Below are 15,295 nucleotides of genomic sequence, written 5' to 3'. Positions count from 1 at the left end.
CGTCTCGCTGTCATTCACGATCGACCGGATTGTCAAAGATCGGCGACCTGACTTCGTAGCAAGGTCTTCGCTGACCTTCCTACGCCGCGTGTCGCCTTCGAGTTCGCCCCGCCGTCGACGATTTCGGCCGACCCGTCGTTGTTGACCAGGTCGGCCGTGTGTTTGTCGTCGTGGCGTTGTTCGCTCGACAGGGGTAATACTACCAGAGGATCGCCTGGGGTCAACAACCCACCGGGATTTCTCCGCGGATTTTCCGGCGAGGGCCTTTCGACCCGCCCGCGCGGCCCCTAGGATATCGGTCGCTTCTCTTGGCCGGCGCCGCACTTCGGGCGTCTGGTTTGCTCGATTCCTGGCCGACCTGGTCGTGGTCGGTGAGTTGGGAGGGAGACGACGTGACGTCCGGATCCTTGCTGCTGGCCGCCGGTGCCCCGTTGATCTCGATGGGTCCGCTGGACGTCGTGATCATCGCGGTCTACTTCGTGGTGGTCCTGGGGATCGGCTTCTATCTGAAGAGGTACGTCAGCACGGGGGACGACTTCTTCATGGCGGGCCGGAAGATGACGGCCTGGATCGCGGGGCTGAGCTTCATCTCGGCGAACCTCAGCTCGCTGGAGACGATGGGCTGGTCGGCGATGGCCTATCAGTACGGGATGCTGGGCGCGCACGCGTACTGGTTCGGGGCGATCCCGGCGATCCTGTTCCTGGCGATCGTGATGATGCCCTTCTATTACATCTGCAACACGCACTCGGTGCCGGGGTACCTGAAGCTGCGGTTCGGGCTGGGGACGAGCGCCCTGGCGGGGATCTCGTTCTCGGTGCTGACGGTGCTGGTGAGCGGGGCGAGCATGTTCGCGATGGCGAAGATCCTCAACCTGCTCCTCGGCTGGGACATGAACGTGAGCATCTGGGTGTCGTCGCTGACGGTGGCCCTCTATGTGATGCTGGGGGGCCTGGTCTCGGCGGTGTTCAACGAGGTGCTCCAGTACTTCCTCATCTGGTTCGGGTCGCTGCTGATCCCGGTGCTGGGGCTGATCGACGCCGGGGGGTGGAGCGGGCTGGTGGAGAAGATCCACCGGAACGTGCCGGTGATCCACCCGACGGTGGGTAACGCCAACTTCACCAGCCTGTGGAGCAACCTCGGGTCGTTCGAGGCGAACCCGATGGGGGTGGACTGGATCGGGATGGTCTTCGGCCTGGCGGTGGCGGTGGGCTTCGGCTATTGGTGCACCGACTTCCTCCAGGTGCAGCGGGTGATCGTGGCGAAGGATCTCCGGGCGGCGCAAAACGGGACGATCATCGGCGCGGCTCTCAAGATGTGCGTGCCGCTGATCGTGACGCTGCCGGGGCTTTTGGGGCTGGCGGTGCTGCTGAACGGCGACGGCACCCCGATGGTGCTGGTCTCCGAGGCCGACCCCCGGGCGAACATCACGCACCGCACCTACAACGACGTCCTGCCGCTCCTCATGGGTCGATACCTCGGCCCCGGCCTGCTGGGGCTGGGGGTGACGGCGATGATCGCGGGGTTCATGTCGGGGATGGCGGGGAACGCCAGCGCGTTCGCGACGGTCTGGACCTACGACGTCTACCGGGCGCTGATCCGTCGCAACGCCAGCGACGCCCACTATCTGGCGATGGGGCGGATCTGCTCCGTCCTGGGGATCTTGATGTCGGTGGGGACGGCGTACGCGCTGTTCTACTTCTCCAACATCCTGGAGTTCCTCCAGGTGCTGATCTTCTTCTTCATCGTGCCGCTGTTCGGCGTGGTGATCCTGGGGATGTTGTGGAAGCGCGCGACGCCGGCCGGGGCGTTCACCGGCTTCTTGACGGCGATCCTGGCGTCGATGGCGATGTGGGCGTTCGTCCACACGTTCCCGGACGGGCATCGCCCCGCGCCGACGGCGTTCCTCGACGCTGGCGCGGTGGTGTCGGTGGAGAAGGCCGGCGAGGGGGAGTCCGAGGCCGTGACGCGGGTGACCGTGGAGTCGGGGACCGTGCGCTCGACCAACGTGCCCATCCAGCCCGACGGCGACGCGCCGTTCCTGGCCGGGGATCGCGTCCTGGACAAGGAGGCGCGGACCCCCGCCCAGGTCGCGACGAAGGGGGGGCCCGAGCCGACGCGGCTGATCGCCCCCGACGTGACCCTCGCCGGGACGAACCGGCCCGACAGGTTCGGCGCGGAGGGGGTCGAGGTCGTCCTGAAGCCGGGGGTGCGGGTGGTGGCTTCCGACGTGACGCAGGCGTTCAACCCGGCCGAGTTCAACCCGGCGCATTCGAAGTACGTCGCCCGATCCGAGAAGGCGAAGCCGATGGCGGTGAACGTCTACACCGCCATGTGGACGCTGCTGATCTGCATGTCGGTGATCGTGGCCGTCAGCCTGTTCACCAGGCCCAAGCCCGAATCGGAGCTGCGTAACCTGGTACTGGGGCTGACCCCGATGCCGGATCGCGGGCCGGTCGCCTGGTATCACTCGCCGAAGTTCTGGGCCAGCGTGGTGGCGATCGCGCTGGTGGGGCTGAACATCCTCTTCTGGTGATGGCGTGGGCCGCGAGGAGGGCGCATGGGCCACCGCCGGTCGGTTCCTCTCCATCAGGAGAGCGGCCGTCGGAGGTGGGCCATGGCGTTCCCTCGGCTCGTCAACTACCGCCGAAGTCAGCTCCAAGAGCCTGGATGTCAGAGGCTTGCGTTTATTCTATACAAATTCTATAGACTAAGACGATATTAGTCTTGCGGGCGGGCTTCGAGGGGCCGATAATGCGTCGGCGTCGCGGGGGAGAGAAGGCGGCCTCGTGATGCGAGGGGACGTCGCCAGGGGATGGTGGAGATGTCGATGAACGACCGAGTGATCGCGACCGGGGGGGGAAGCCGGACGAGCCCGGTCGGCCCCCGAGACTCGGAGCTGGAGCAGATTCGCGAGGCGGTGCGCGGGATTCGCTATGGCGAGGTCCGCGTCATCATCCAGGACGGGCTGATCGTCCAGATTGAGCGGCTGGAGAAGCAGCGGTTCCGCTGAGACGGGCCGCGTCGCCGACTCGACCACGAGAGGCGTGTCGAATCCCACCAGGTATTGCGGGCGGGCGACCGGATCGACCGGAGCCGGGCCGCGCGAGTCCGGAGGATGGCATGTCTCTTTCGCCCAACCGGGGCGGGCGCGTCCCGACCCCGACCAGGTTCCCGGCGCGCCGGGGTTTCACGTCGATCGATCCGAGTCCGCCCGGCCGAGCCGGCGCGACGCCGGCGCCGCGCGCCGGCTCCGGCCGGATTCTCGGGGATTGCTCCGTCGACCCGATGGGCCGGTCGTTCGCCGCGACGGCCCGGGGCGAGTTCGTGGCGTCCTCATGCCGCCGACGGCGGGGGCCCGCGTGATCCAAGACCGAGAATCCCGAGGACGTCTTGCCATGAACTTGCGACTACTTTCCATGCTGGCCGCCACGTTCGCCGTCGCGGCTGTCGCGGCCGGGGCCGGGGGCGGGGAGGCCATCCCGGCCGGGGCCGACGAGGCGGCGAAGCTCGACTTCTTCGAGCGGAAGGTCCGCCCCCTGCTCGTGGACAACTGCTACAACTGCCATTCGGCGAACACCAAGGCGGCGAGCGGCCTGCGGGTGGACGACCGCAACGGCCTGCTTGCCGGCGGCGACCGGGGCCCGGCCGTGGTGCCGGGCGATCCGGAAGAGAGCCTCCTGCTGCAATCGGTGGCGCATCAGGACGACGCCCCCCGGATGCCGCCGAGGAAGAAGCTGGGCGAGGAGGAGGTCGCTATCCTCTCGCGATGGATCGCCGAGGGGGCCGCGTGGCCGGGCGAGGCCGTCGCCGCGACCCAGGCGACCGACGACGCGGAATACGCCGCCCTCCGCGCCGAGCATTGGGCCTGGCAGCCGCTGAAGGCAACGACGGTCCCCGACGTCCGCGACGCCGCGTGGCCGCGCGGGGAGGTGGACCGCTTCATCCTCGCGAAGCTCGAGGAGTCCGGGCTCGCCCCGGTCGGCGACGCGGACCGGGCGACGCTCATCCGGCGCGTCGCGTTCGACCTGACCGGCCTGCCGCCGACGCCCGAGGAGGTCGACGCCTTCGTCGCCGACTCGTCGCCCGACGCCCTGGAGCGGGTGGTCGACCGGCTGCTGGCCTCGCCCGCCTTCGGCGAGCACTGGGGGAGGCACTGGCTGGACGTCGCCCGCTACGGCGAGTCGACCGGCTCGTCGCGGAACCTACCGTATCCCCACGCCTGGCGGTATCGCGACTACGTCGTGGACGCCTTCAATAGCGACAAGCCGTTCGACCGCTTCGTGCGCGAGCAGATCGCCGGGGATCTCCTGCCGGCCGAGACCCAGGCCGAGAGGGACGAGTTGGCCGTCGCGACCGGCTTCCTCGCGATCGGCCAGAAGGACGTGAACCAGCGGTTCAAGGTGAGGTTCGTGATGGACAACGTCGACGAGCAGATCGACGTGGTGACGCGCGGGCTGCTCGGCGTGACGGCCAGTTGCGCCCGCTGCCACGACCACAAGTTCGACCCGATCCCCACGAAGGACTACTACGCCCTGGCGGGCATCTTCCGTAGCACCGACCTGTGCGCGGGGGTCCGCAACAAGATGGGGGGGAGCGGGCTGGACTACTACGACAACGCCATGCTCATCCCGCTGGGCGACCACGCCGAGGAGGAAGCCCCGGGGCTGGCGGAGAAGGTCGCGGAGGCGACGAAGGCGTTCGAGGAGGCCCGCGCCGAGTTCCAGAAGATCCGCGGCACGCCGGAAGGGCTGAAGGTCCAGGCGAACGGCCGCCCGCTCCAGTATCGATACCGCATGAAGATGGTCGATCGCCAGAACGCATTGCTGGCGCTGACCGATCCGGCGGCGCGGGGGAAGGTGGCGATCGGCGTACGCGACGCGAAGGAGGTCGGCGACACCGAGATCCGCGTCCGGGGCGAGGCCGAGCTGTTGGGCCCGGTCGTCCCGCGCGGGTTCCTGTCGGCGGTGCCGGTTTCCAACGCGCCGGAGATCCCCTCGCATCAGAGCGGCCGGAAGGAGCTGGCGGACTGGATCGTCAGCCCGGAGAACCCGCTCACGCCGCGAGTGTTCGTCAACCGGGCGTGGCACCACCTGTTCGGCCGGGGGATCGTCAAGACGATCGACAACTTCGGCGTCAACGGGGAGGCCCCGACCCACCCCGAGCTGCTCGACCACCTGGCGGCGAAGTTCGTCGCCGAGGGCTGGTCGGTCAAGAAGCTGGCGCGGTCGTTGGTGCTATCGCGGGCCTATGGACTGTCGGCCGAGTCGCGCGAGGCCGAGTTCGCCGCCGACCCGGACAACGGCCTGGTGTGGCGCCACTCCCCCCGGCGGTTGACCGGCGAGGAGATCCGCGACGCGATGCTCGCCGCGGCCGGCACGCTCGACCCCTCGCGCCCGGAGGGCTCCCCCGCCGCGACGCTGAAGGTGATCGAGATGCCCAACAACGGCCCGGAGGCGCGGCGGATCATGGAGGAGGCCCACGCGAGCGCCCGCCGCGCCGTGTACCTCCCCCTGGTTCGCGGGGTGACGCCGACGTCGCTGGAGGTGTTCGACTTCGCCGATCAGGGGGCCGTCTCCGGGGGACGCGAGACGACCACGGTCCCCACCCAGGCCCTGTACTTCCTCAACGACGCGCTGGCGCGGCGGGAGTCGTTGAAGCTGGCCGAGCGCTTGCTCGCCCGCGACGAGCTGGACGACGCGGGCCGGGTCGAGCTGGCGTACCGGCTGACGTTGGGCCGTTCCCCGTCGGCCGCGGAGGCCGACCGCGCCCGGGAGTTCCTCGGCGAGTTCGAGGCGATCGTCGCCGCCGAGCCGCCCCCGGAGCCCGAGTCGACGCCCGAGCCCGCCCCGGCCCCGGCGATCGCCGCGGCCTCCGACGCCGCGACGGCCCAGGTGATCGACCCCGACCAGGTCATCCCCGTCGACGCGCCGGTGAAGGAGGAGGTCGTCCGCGCCTCCAGTCCTCGCACCGCCGCCTGGGCCGGCTTCTGCCAGGCCCTGATCGGCTCGGCCGAATTCCGCTACGTCAGGTGACGCCCCGTCGCGCCCCCTTCCCGCGCGGGAGGGGGGCGACGGCCTCGCGACCCATCACGCCCCGTGCATCAGCTATCTCCATAAAGGATCGATTCATGTCCCGTTTCCCCGAACTCCCCATCGTCGACGGCCTCTCGCGGAGGCAGGTTCTGCGCAGCGCCGGGACCGGCTTCGGCATGCTGGCCCTGGCCGGGCTGCTCGGCGAGGCCGCCCCGAAGGCCCGCGCGGCGGGCCCCTCGGCCCCGGGTCCGGGCCCGCTGGCGCCGAAGGCCCCGCATTTCCCGACGAAGGCCAAGCGGATCATCTTCCTGTTCATGAACGGGGCGATGTCCCAGATGGACACGTTCGACTACAAGCCCCGTCTCCAGAAGGACGACGGCAAGGTCGGCCCCGGCGGCGGGACGCTGACCGGCTCCAGGTTCAAGTTCGCCCAGCACGGCGAGACGGGGACGTGGGTCTCCGAGCTTTACCCGAACGTGGCGCGGCACGTCGACAAGCTCTGCTTCATCCGGGGCCTGCACACCGACACCCCCGCGCACCCGGAGGCGGTGATCCAGCTCCACACCGGCGCGCGGGTGGCCTCGCTGACGCGGCCGTCGCTGGGGGCGTGGCTGCTCTACGGCCTGGGGACCGAGAACCAGGACGTGCCGGGCTACGTCACCATCAACCCGCCGGCCAACTTCGGCGGGGCGCTGAACTACGGCAGCGCGTTCCTCCCGGCCCACTTCCAGGGGACGCGGATCAGCGACGTCGGCTACGTGCCGAACCTCAGGGCCCAGGCCGCGTCGGCGCTCCAGCGGCGTCAGATCGACCTCGTCCAGTCGATGAACCGCGATCTGGCCGCGACGCCCGGCGCGCCCGACGAGCTGGATGGCGTCATCGCCTCATATGAGCTGGCGTTCCGGATGCAGGGCAAGGTGCCGGAGCTGCTGGACATCTCCAGCGAGCCGCAATCGGTGCTGGACGCCTACGGCGTGAAGCCGGGGCCGGCGGGGAGCTTCGCCCGGCAGTGCCTCATGGCCCGTCGGCTCAGCGAGGCCGGCGTGCGGTTCGTCGAGGTCGCCCAGCCGGGCTGGGACCACCACACGAACCTGCACAACGGCCTCATCACCAACGCCCGCAACACCGACCAGCCCACCGCCGCCCTGCTCGCCGACCTGGAACAGCGGGGGCTGCTGGACGAGACCCTCGTCCTCTTCGGCAGCGAGTTCGGCCGCCAGCCGACCGCCCAGGGGGCCGACGGCCGCGACCACAACATCACCGGCTATCCCATGTGGCTCGCCGGCGCGGGGGTGAAGAAGGGCTTCTCATACGGGGCGACCGACGAGTACGGCCTCAACGCCGTCGAAGGCCGCATGCACACCAACGACCTGCACGCCACGCTGCTGGCCCTGATGGGCCTGGACCACACCCGCCTCACCTACCGCCACGCCGGCCGGGACTTCCGCCTGACCGACGTCGCGGGCGAGGTCGCCACGGAGATCTTCGCCTGACCCGGGCGGATCAAGGCGTCGCGCCCGAGGGCAATTCCAGCGCCTCGGGCGCGGCGGCCGCGGGGTCGGCGGGGATTTCCATGATCTCGCGCAGCTTGGCGTGTTCGTTCTTCGTCTCGCCGCCGGTGACGAGGGTGAATCGGCCGTCCTTCGCGAAGGCGTCGATGTTCATCACCGGGTTGCTGTCGGCGGTGAAACGGGCCTTCGTGAGCGGGACGGCCTTCCCGGCGACGGTCTTGAGCCATGCGTTGGAGAACTCGGCGCGGCGGGCGCGGGTGGCGGAATCGCGGTCGCGCTTGAAATCCTCGATGAAGGCGTAGTAGCCGCCGAGGTCCCGGCCGCCGGTGATCGTGGAGAAGGTGACGAGCTTCTTCCAGGCGTTCTCCTCGGGGTGGTGGAACCAGCCGGTGTACTCGGTGCGGTCGCCGTCGACCTTCGAGGAGACCATGAACCTATAGGTTTCGCCGACCTTCCAGTCGTAGTCGTAGAACGACTGGCCGCCGCTCCCCTCGCCGCCGAACCGCTTGACGCGGAGCTTCTCGTCCTGGTGGAGCAGCTTCGTGCGGTTCTCGGGCTTCTGGGCGTTGGGGTCGTCGCTCTCGGAGTCCCAGACGGAGAAGATGATCAGCTTCTTGCCGTTGGCCAGCTCCTGGATGCCGAAGTACCCCTTGTCCCAGCCGCAGACCATGAAGTAGGTCCCGGGGGCGGACTCGCGGACGGTGATCTCGTTGTGGAAGGCGGACCCGGCCTCGCCGGGATACCCCAGGTGGACCGACCGGCAGGCGATCCCCTCCAGGCGTTCGTCGGCCCTCGCCGCCAGGGTCGTCGTCGCCAGCATGGCCGCCAGGGCGGCCCATCGAATCCGTCGCGTCATGGCCTCGCGTCTCCGGTCGGGATCGGTCGTGCTTCCTCCACCGATCAGACCGGCCCGACGCGGGTTCGTCAACCGGCGCGATCCCCCGCCGCGACCCGGCGACGCGGAAGCATCATTCCGGCGGCTTCGGGCCGGCGGGCGCGTGTCCGGCTCCGACGCCATCCCAGCGCTCGGGGGGGACCAGCCGGACCTCCCCGTCCTCCCAGGTCACGACCGGCGTCCCCGTCTCGCGAGCCCGGCGCAATGCGGATTCCCAAGCCTTGCGGAAGGCGGCCTCGACCTGTCGTGTCTGCGGGAGCTTTATTTTATCCATCATTCCACGCTCCTGGAGGAGACGACCGCGGCATAGGTGGCGGGGTCGTGGACGATCACGGTCGCTTCTTCCTCATTATGATGCTCCGCCACAAGGGCGGGCGGCTGACGCGAAGCGTCGAAGATCCACCAGTCGTCCGCCAGGGTGGCATACAGGGCGCCGAAGTTCATCAGTCCGGCGTTGAACCGGCGGCGGATAGCGGGCTCGGGGATATCATGTCCACCCTGGCGTGCCCGGTTGGCGACCCGAGCCACGGCCAGGTCGGCGGCGGGGAGCCAGAGGAAGAACAGGTGGATACGGTAGCCATGCTCCCGGAGGCGCGTCAGGATTGGGACGTAGGTACGCCCCGAGAGGGTGGTCTCGAACGCGAAATCCGAGCCCGCCGCCGCTAGCTCCTGGATGCGGGTGAGCACCAGACGCCCCGCCCGCATCGCCTGCGACTCGGGCGCGAAGGGAGACAACCCCCAGGCGATGAGGTCGGCGTTCACGAACTCCCGGCAGTTCGCGAACGAGGGCAAATAGTCGGTGGCGAACGTCGTCTTGCCCGCCCCGTTGGGGCCGGCGATGACGTGGACGCGGGGCGATTGGGCGTCGGTGGGTGCCATGCGATCGGCCTTCGTCCTCGTTTCACGGGACCCGCCGGAGACGATATCCGATCCGGGATCACCTGGCGAGACGGCCCCCCCTGCCCTCGGCGACGCCGAAGCTCGGGGCGCCGATGGTCGCGCGAGTTGGGTTCGTTCGCGCGCCCACTCCTCGGCGAACCATCGATTAATCCCATACCAACAAACAACTTACACCCAGAGCACGTTGGCTTCGTTCGTCGTTTTCGAATGGGTTTTTGCTCGTCGCCTCACCATCCGGCCGTGGGACGCGCGTCCCCGGTCCGTGGGAAGGCGAGGCCCGAAGGGCCGGGCGAATATCCTCGCGATTGATTGTAGGGATGGCGACGGCCCACGACTCGCCCGCCAGGGCCCCGCGTCGGTCGACTGCTTCCGGGATGTCAAAGAACACCGTCATCGAACACCTGCATGGTCCGCGGCGGCATCGGCGGAATTTCAGGAATCCGATTTTTTCTCCGGAGGATCCGTCAACGCCCGCGCCCCTCCTCGCCGAATGCCTCCAGCAGCGGCCCGGCCAGGCGTTCGGCGATGGTGGCGTTGGCGGGTTCGGTGACGTGACAGTGGTCGGTGAAGACCAGTTCCTGGGTCTCGCGGAAGAGGCCGCGAAGGTCGAGGAAGTCGGGGCGGGATGTGATCGAGGCGCGACGGTCGAGTTCGGCGGCGGTCGCGGCGAGGATCGGGGCGAGCCAGGCGTATTTCGCGGCCTCGTGGCGTTCCAGCGGGGTGGGCGGGGCCTTGTCGAAGAGGGTCGGCTGCCAGGCGAAGACGACGCGGAAGCCGTGACGCTCGGCGAGCGCCTCCACGACGCCGAGGTTCGCCTCGTAGACGTCAATGACGCGGCGGGCGAGATCCGCCGGGGAGGCCGTCGAGACGGCGGGGGCGGGCTCGCGGCCCCCGGAGAGGCGGCGGGCGATGGCCGCGGCCGTCCGGCGCAGGGCGGAATCGGCGACGAGCGCGCCGACCGCCGCCGTCGCCGCGCGGCCGGGCGCGTGGAGCAGGGTGTACTCGCTCGCGCGGAAACGCTCGTTCATCGTCACCCCGGCCCGCCCTTCCAGCAGCGCCGAGGTGGCCTCGTTGACGCCGTCGTAGAAGAGGACCACGTCCGGCCGGTAGCCCGCTTGCAGCTCGCGGACGAGCGTGACCACCTCCTGCGTGTTCACATACGCGACCTGCGACAGGTTGCGGATCTCCACGTCCAGGCCGCGCTCGTGGAAGATGCGGGCCAGGCGCGAGGGGATCGTCTCGTCGTCGCGGCTGCCGTAGCCCCAGAGGGAGGAGCCCCCCAGCAGCGCCAGCTTGATCGGCCGCCCCCCCCGCCCCGTCGGGGGCTTCCACACGGCGCGCAGGCCGTCGTCGCCGATCGTGATCGTAGAGCCCCGGAAGGCCTTCGGGCGGAAGTAGGCGAACGGCTCCCAGCGATGGACGACGGCCCTCAACTCGCGCTCGTGCTCGATCGGCCAGGCCGCGCCGGCCGCCTCGACGACGCGCGGGTCGACGGTCGGCGTCGCGGCGACTCGATCCTTGAGGGCGAACGCGCCGCGCAGGCCCAGCTCCAGCGCCAGGATCAGGGCCAGCGTGAGCCCCAGCAGCAGCCAGGCGTCGCGGGTCGCCTTGAGGACGCGGCGAAGGGCCGCGAGGCTGGGTCGTGTCATGGGAAGCTCGGCAATAAGGGTCGGTCCCTCGAAACGCCCTTCCCCCGTGGCGGGGGAAGGTGGCCCGGTGGGCCGGATGAGGGGGGGGCGAGCGAGACGGCCGTTGGAGTTTGAGGAAGCCTTCCGGGACCGTCGGCGTGAGCGGGGGTCCCGAACTCCGATGCTCCTGGGGCAAGCCCCCCCTCATCTGACCGCTTCGCGGCCTGTCTTCCCCCACCAGGGGGGAAGACCGTTGTTCGTGCGTCGACCAGCGTGTTTCCCGCCATGGTCCTTGTCCGGGGAAACCTCGCCGGGCTAACGTGTAGTGTCGTCGAACGGCGACGATTCCTCCACCCTCCCCCGAGCCGCGAGCCCGCCGATGTCCGCCGCCGAGACGAGCCTCCGGGGTCTGCGATGCGCCGTGCTGGGCGCCACGTCGGGGATCGGCCGCGCGACGGCCGTGGCCCTGGCCCGCGCCGGGGCCGACGTGATCGTCCATGGCCGCCGGCTGGACGCCGCGATGGACGTGGTGCGGGAGATCGAGGGCCGCGGCGCGCGGGTGGCGTCGATCCTGGCGGACCTTCGCTCGCGCGAGCAGGGGGACCGGCTGGTCGCCAACGCCTGGAAGCTCTGGGGCGGGCTCGACGCCTGGATCCACTTCGCCGGCGCCGACGTCCTCACCGGCGACGCCGCGAAGCTGTCGTTCGACGACAAGCTGGATCTGCTGTGGGAGGTCGACGTCGTCGCCGCCATCCGGCTCTGCCGCGACGTCGGCCGTCGGATGGTCGAGGGGGGCGGCGGCTCCATCGTCACGATGGGCTGGGACCAGGCCGAGACGGGGATGGAGGGGGACTCCGGCGAGTCGTTCGCCGCGGTGAAGGGCGCCGTGATGGCGTTCACCCGCAGCCTGGCGATGAGCCTGGCGCCGAGCGTGCGCGTCAACGGCGTCGCCCCGGGCTGGATCCGCACCGCCTGGGGAGAGGGTGCCCCGAAGGAGTGGCAGGAGCGCGTCCTCCGCGAGACCCCCCTGCGCCGCTGGGGCGAGGCCGAGGACGTCGCGCGCGCCGCCGCGTTCCTCGTCGGCCCCCAGTCGAGCTTTCTCACCGGCCAGATCGTGCGCGTCAACGGCGGGGCGGTGCGGTGAGCGACGCGCGCCCCGATCGCGTGCTGTTCGTCACCGGCCGGCTCGCCGAGTTCGCGCTGCGGCGGGTGCTGGAAGACCTCGCGCCGAAGGCGGGCATCCAGGCCGAGGTCGCGGTCATGCCGATCACCGTCGCGGCGCTGATGACGCCGGCGTGGGTCGCGAAGCGGCTGGAGCCCCCCGAGGGGGTCGCTCGCGTCGTGCTGCCGGGTCATTGCCGGGGGGACCTGGGGCCGATCGAGGCGAAGGCGCCGGGGGCGACGGTGGAGAACGGGCCGGAAGACCTCCGCGACCTACCCCGCTGGTTCGGCCAGGAGGGGCCGCCGGAGGATTACGGGACGTACGACGTCGAGATCCTCGCCGAGATCAACCACGCCCCGCGCCTCTCCCGCGACGAGTTGATCCGCCAGGCCCGCGCGTTCGCGGCGCAGGGGGCCGACGTGATCGACGTCGGATGCGAGCCGGGCGCCCCGTGGGCCGAGGTCGGCGACGCCGTGCGGGCGCTCCGCGACGAGGGGCTGCGGGTCTCGATCGACAGCTTCGACCCGGGAGAGGTGGCGAAGGCCGTCGCGGCGGGGGCCGAGTTGGTCCTCAGCGTCAACGCCGGCAACCGCGACGCCGCGAAGGACTGGGGCGCGGAGGTCGTCGCCCTGCCCGACCGCCCCGGCTCGCTCGACGGCCTCGACGCCACGCTCGACGCGCTGGCGAAGGCGGGCGTGCCGTGTCGCGTCGACCCGATCCTGGAGCCGATCGGCTTCGGCTTCGCGGAGTCGCTGGGACGATACCTGGAAGTCCGCCGCCGCTACCCGGACGCCGCGATGATGATGGGCGTCGGCAACCTGACGGAGCTGACGGACGTCGACTCGGCCGGGGTCAACGTGCTCCTGATGGGGTTCTGCCAGGAGCAGCGGATCCACAGCGTCCTGACGACGGCCGTCATCAACTGGGCCCGGTCGTCCGTGCGGGAGCTGGACCTGGCGCGACGGCTGGCGCGGCACGCGGTCGCCAATCGGGTCCTGCCGAAGCGGCTGGAGCCGAACCTGGTGATGCTGCGCGACCCCAAGCTCCCCCCCCGGTTCGGCCCCGACGACCTGGCGGAACTGCAGCGCCGGATCAAGGACCCCAACTGGAGGATCTTCGCGGAGGACGGGCGGATCCACGCCCTGAACAATCAGCGCTTCCTCAGCGGGACCGACCCGTTCCTGATGTTCGAGGATATGGGGGTCTCGGACGCCTCGCACGCATTTTACCTGGGCTGGGAGATGATGAAGGCGACAACCGCCTTGACGCTGGGCAAGGCGTATCGCCAGGATCAAGCGCTCTCGTGGGGCTTCCTCACCGAGCCGGAGGTCAGTCACCGGCTGAAGCGGAAGCGGGCCGCCGGCGCGGCCCCGACGGAGGTCGGCCCGACGCCGGAGGAGGACGAGCGCGCGTGATCGTGGAAGGCCTGGTCACCACCCTGAGCCCGGAGGGCGCGCTGAACGTCGCGCCGATGGGCCCGAAGATCCCCGCCGACCTGGGCATGGGGACGTTCGTCCTGCGCCCGTACCGGACGTCGACGACGTACCGCAACCTGAAGGCCGGCGGCGCGGGGGTGTTCCACGTCACCGACGAGGTCGGCCTGCTGGCGAGGACGGCGATCGGGGCGACGGTCGATCCCCCGCCGGACACGCTCCCCGCGAAGGCCGTCGCGGGGCGGATCCTCGCCGACGCCTGCCGCTACTACGAGTTCCGGCCGATCGTGATCGACGACGCCGACGAGCGGACGACCATCCTGGTCGAGACCGTGGCCGAGGGCCGGCTCCGCGACTTCCTGGGCTTCAACCGCGCCCGGCACGCCGTCGTCGAGGCGGCCATCCTGGCGACGCGCACGGCGTTCCTGCCGGTCGCCGAGATCCTGGACGAGTTCCGCAAGCTGTCGATCATCGTCGACAAGACCGGCGGCGTGGCGGAGCGCGAGGCGTTCGACCTGCTGCTGGCCCACGTCCGCGAGGCGGCCGGGCGGGAGGCGAGCGGGTCATGAGCCGCGCCCGCCTGACGACCGGGAGCAGGCTCCACTTCGGCCTGCTGGGATGGGGCCCCCACGTCCGCCGCCAGTTCGGCGGGGTCGGGCTGATGATCGAATCCCCCGGCCTGGAGCTGACCGCCGAGCCGGCCGACCGCGCCGAGGCCGTCGGCCCGCTCGCCGGGCGGGTCGCGGAGCTGCTCGACCGACTCGGGCCGGCGATCCGCCCCGTCCGGGTGGAGGTCCTCCGCGCGCCGGACGAGCACGTCGGGCTGGGGGTGGGGACGCAGCTCTCCCTGGCCGTGACGCGGCTGGCGCTGGCGGCCTCCGGCGTCGGGCCGCCGACGGTCGAGGAGCTGGCGAGGCTCTCCGGGCGAGGCCGGCGCTCCGGGGTGGGGCTGCACGGGTTCGCCCGCGGCGGCCTGATCGTCGACGGCGGTCGCGCCGGGGCCGACGACGCGCCGCCGCTGGTCGCCCGGCACGGGTTTCCCGCGGAGTGGTCGGTCCTGGTCGTCCGCCCCCCCGCCGCCCCCGCCGGCCGCCACGGCGGCGAGGAGGTCGCCGCGTTCGCCGAGTTGCCGCCGATGCCCGAGCGGACGTCCGAACGCCTCTGCCGGCTGGTCCTGATGGACCTGCTCTCCGCCGTCGCCACGCGCGACCTGCCCTCCTTCGGCGCGGCGGTGTCGGAGATCCAGCGCGTGGTGGGATCGGCCTTCGCCCCGGCGCAGGGGGGCGTCTATTCGAGCCCCCAGTCCGAGGCGATCGTCGCCGACATGGGCCGGCTCGGGCTGGTCGGCGCGGGGCAGAGCTCGTGGGGCCCGTCGCTCTACGCCTTCGGGACGCTCGACGGCGACGCCCGGCGAGACGTCGCCGCGCGGCTCCTCGACCGTCACGGCCTGACTCCCTCGGCCGTGCACTGGACCCGCGCGCGGAACGTCGGGGCTGAGATGACATCCCCAACTTGACGGCCTTCCCCCCTGGAGGGGGAAGGTGGCCCGAAGGGCCGGATGAGGGGGGGACGAGCAAGAGGGCTGTTGGATTCTAGAGCGGTTTCTCGTCGGGTGTATCGCTTGATCGTCGGGCTGGATATCCGCTATGGCGGAACCAGCCCAGCACGTCGGCGGGGCGCACCGCGCGCAGGGCGTCGCCCATCGCCGCGATCAGCCCGTCGATCGTCCGCGC

Annotated in this window: 11 protein-coding genes; 8 read left to right on the top strand and 3 right to left on the bottom strand. The window is 70.7% G+C overall.

Annotated features, from left to right (window positions below):
• The first annotated feature begins 392 nt into the window (after positions 1-392).
• From WG209_RS11820 to WG209_RS11805, 4 genes are all read left to right on the top strand, one after another.
• Positions 393-2,534 (top strand): sodium/solute symporter, encoded by a 2,142-nt coding sequence (locus WG209_RS11820; RefSeq protein WP_337175248.1) that lies wholly within the window; start codon positions 393-395, stop codon positions 2,532-2,534.
• A gap of 294 nt (positions 2,535-2,828) precedes the next feature.
• Positions 2,829-3,011 carry a YezD family protein gene (locus WG209_RS11815; protein ID WP_337175247.1) on the top strand — a complete coding sequence of 61 codons (183 nt, stop codon included), beginning with the start codon at positions 2,829-2,831 and terminating at the stop codon, positions 3,009-3,011.
• A gap of 385 nt (positions 3,012-3,396) precedes the next feature.
• Complete coding sequence (locus WG209_RS11810) at positions 3,397-6,033, top strand: PSD1 and planctomycete cytochrome C domain-containing protein (RefSeq protein ID WP_337175246.1); 2,637 nt, start codon at positions 3,397-3,399, stop codon at positions 6,031-6,033.
• A 95-nt stretch (positions 6,034-6,128) separates the two neighbouring features.
• On the top strand, positions 6,129-7,526 hold the full coding sequence (locus WG209_RS11805; protein WP_337175245.1) for a DUF1501 domain-containing protein: 1,398 nt from the start codon (positions 6,129-6,131) through the stop codon (positions 7,524-7,526).
• A 10-nt stretch (positions 7,527-7,536) separates the two neighbouring features.
• Here WG209_RS11805 and WG209_RS11800 read toward each other — a convergent pair whose 3' ends face one another.
• From WG209_RS11800 to WG209_RS11790, 3 genes are all read right to left on the bottom strand, one after another.
• Positions 7,537-8,400, bottom strand: coding sequence for a DUF3472 domain-containing protein (locus WG209_RS11800; protein ID WP_337175244.1), 864 nt, complete (start codon positions 8,398-8,400; stop codon positions 7,537-7,539).
• Between the two features lie 312 nt (positions 8,401-8,712).
• Positions 8,713-9,318, bottom strand: a complete 606-nt coding sequence (locus WG209_RS11795; RefSeq protein WP_337175243.1) for an AAA family ATPase — start codon at positions 9,316-9,318, stop codon at positions 8,713-8,715.
• A 485-nt stretch (positions 9,319-9,803) separates the two neighbouring features.
• Positions 9,804-10,988, bottom strand: a complete 1,185-nt coding sequence (locus tag WG209_RS11790; RefSeq protein WP_337175242.1) for a hypothetical protein — start codon at positions 10,986-10,988, stop codon at positions 9,804-9,806.
• Positions 10,989-11,346: 358 nt separating this feature from the next.
• Here WG209_RS11790 and WG209_RS11785 point away from each other — a divergent pair, with 358 nt between their 5' ends.
• The 4 genes from WG209_RS11785 to WG209_RS11770 are packed head-to-tail and all read left to right on the top strand — an operon-like array spanning position 11,347 to position 15,078.
• Complete coding sequence (locus WG209_RS11785) at positions 11,347-12,111, top strand: SDR family oxidoreductase (protein ID WP_337175241.1); 765 nt, start codon at positions 11,347-11,349, stop codon at positions 12,109-12,111.
• A complete protein-coding gene (locus WG209_RS11780; RefSeq protein ID WP_337175240.1) occupies positions 12,108-13,544 on the top strand; it encodes a DUF6513 domain-containing protein in 1,437 nt (478 codons plus the stop codon). The genes WG209_RS11785 and WG209_RS11780 overlap by 4 nt, the downstream gene beginning before the upstream one ends.
• Complete coding sequence (locus WG209_RS11775; protein WP_337175239.1) at positions 13,541-14,131, top strand: DUF447 domain-containing protein; 591 nt, start codon at positions 13,541-13,543, stop codon at positions 14,129-14,131. Before WG209_RS11780 ends, WG209_RS11775 begins: the two co-directional genes overlap by 4 nt.
• Entirely contained in the window at positions 14,128-15,078 is a 951-nt protein-coding gene (locus WG209_RS11770) for a beta-ribofuranosylaminobenzene 5'-phosphate synthase family protein (RefSeq protein WP_337175238.1), read from the top strand. The genes WG209_RS11775 and WG209_RS11770 overlap by 4 nt, the downstream gene beginning before the upstream one ends.
• The last annotated feature ends 217 nt before the right edge of the window (positions 15,079-15,295 follow it).

The organism is Paludisphaera sp., assembly GCF_037189885.1.
Classification (GTDB): domain Bacteria; phylum Planctomycetota; class Planctomycetia; order Isosphaerales; family Isosphaeraceae; genus Paludisphaera.
Note: the sequence above shows the minus strand (reverse complement) of the source record. Positions and strands in the feature narration are given on the sequence as shown.

Coding starts and splice junctions, on each gene's coding strand:
- WG209_RS11815 (WP_337175247.1), top strand. CDS start 2,829: ATGAACGACCGAGTGATCGCGACCGGGGGGGGAAGCCGGACGAGCCCG.
- WG209_RS11810 (WP_337175246.1), top strand. CDS start 3,397: ATGAACTTGCGACTACTTTCCATGCTGGCCGCCACGTTCGCCGTCGCG.
- WG209_RS11805 (WP_337175245.1), top strand. CDS start 6,129: ATGTCCCGTTTCCCCGAACTCCCCATCGTCGACGGCCTCTCGCGGAGG.
- WG209_RS11800 (WP_337175244.1), bottom strand. CDS start 8,400: ATGACGCGACGGATTCGATGGGCCGCCCTGGCGGCCATGCTGGCGACG.
- WG209_RS11795 (WP_337175243.1), bottom strand. CDS start 9,318: ATGGCACCCACCGACGCCCAATCGCCCCGCGTCCACGTCATCGCCGGC.
- WG209_RS11790 (WP_337175242.1), bottom strand. CDS start 10,988: ATGACACGACCCAGCCTCGCGGCCCTTCGCCGCGTCCTCAAGGCGACC.
- WG209_RS11785 (WP_337175241.1), top strand. CDS start 11,347: ATGTCCGCCGCCGAGACGAGCCTCCGGGGTCTGCGATGCGCCGTGCTG.
- WG209_RS11770 (WP_337175238.1), top strand. CDS start 14,128: ATGAGCCGCGCCCGCCTGACGACCGGGAGCAGGCTCCACTTCGGCCTG.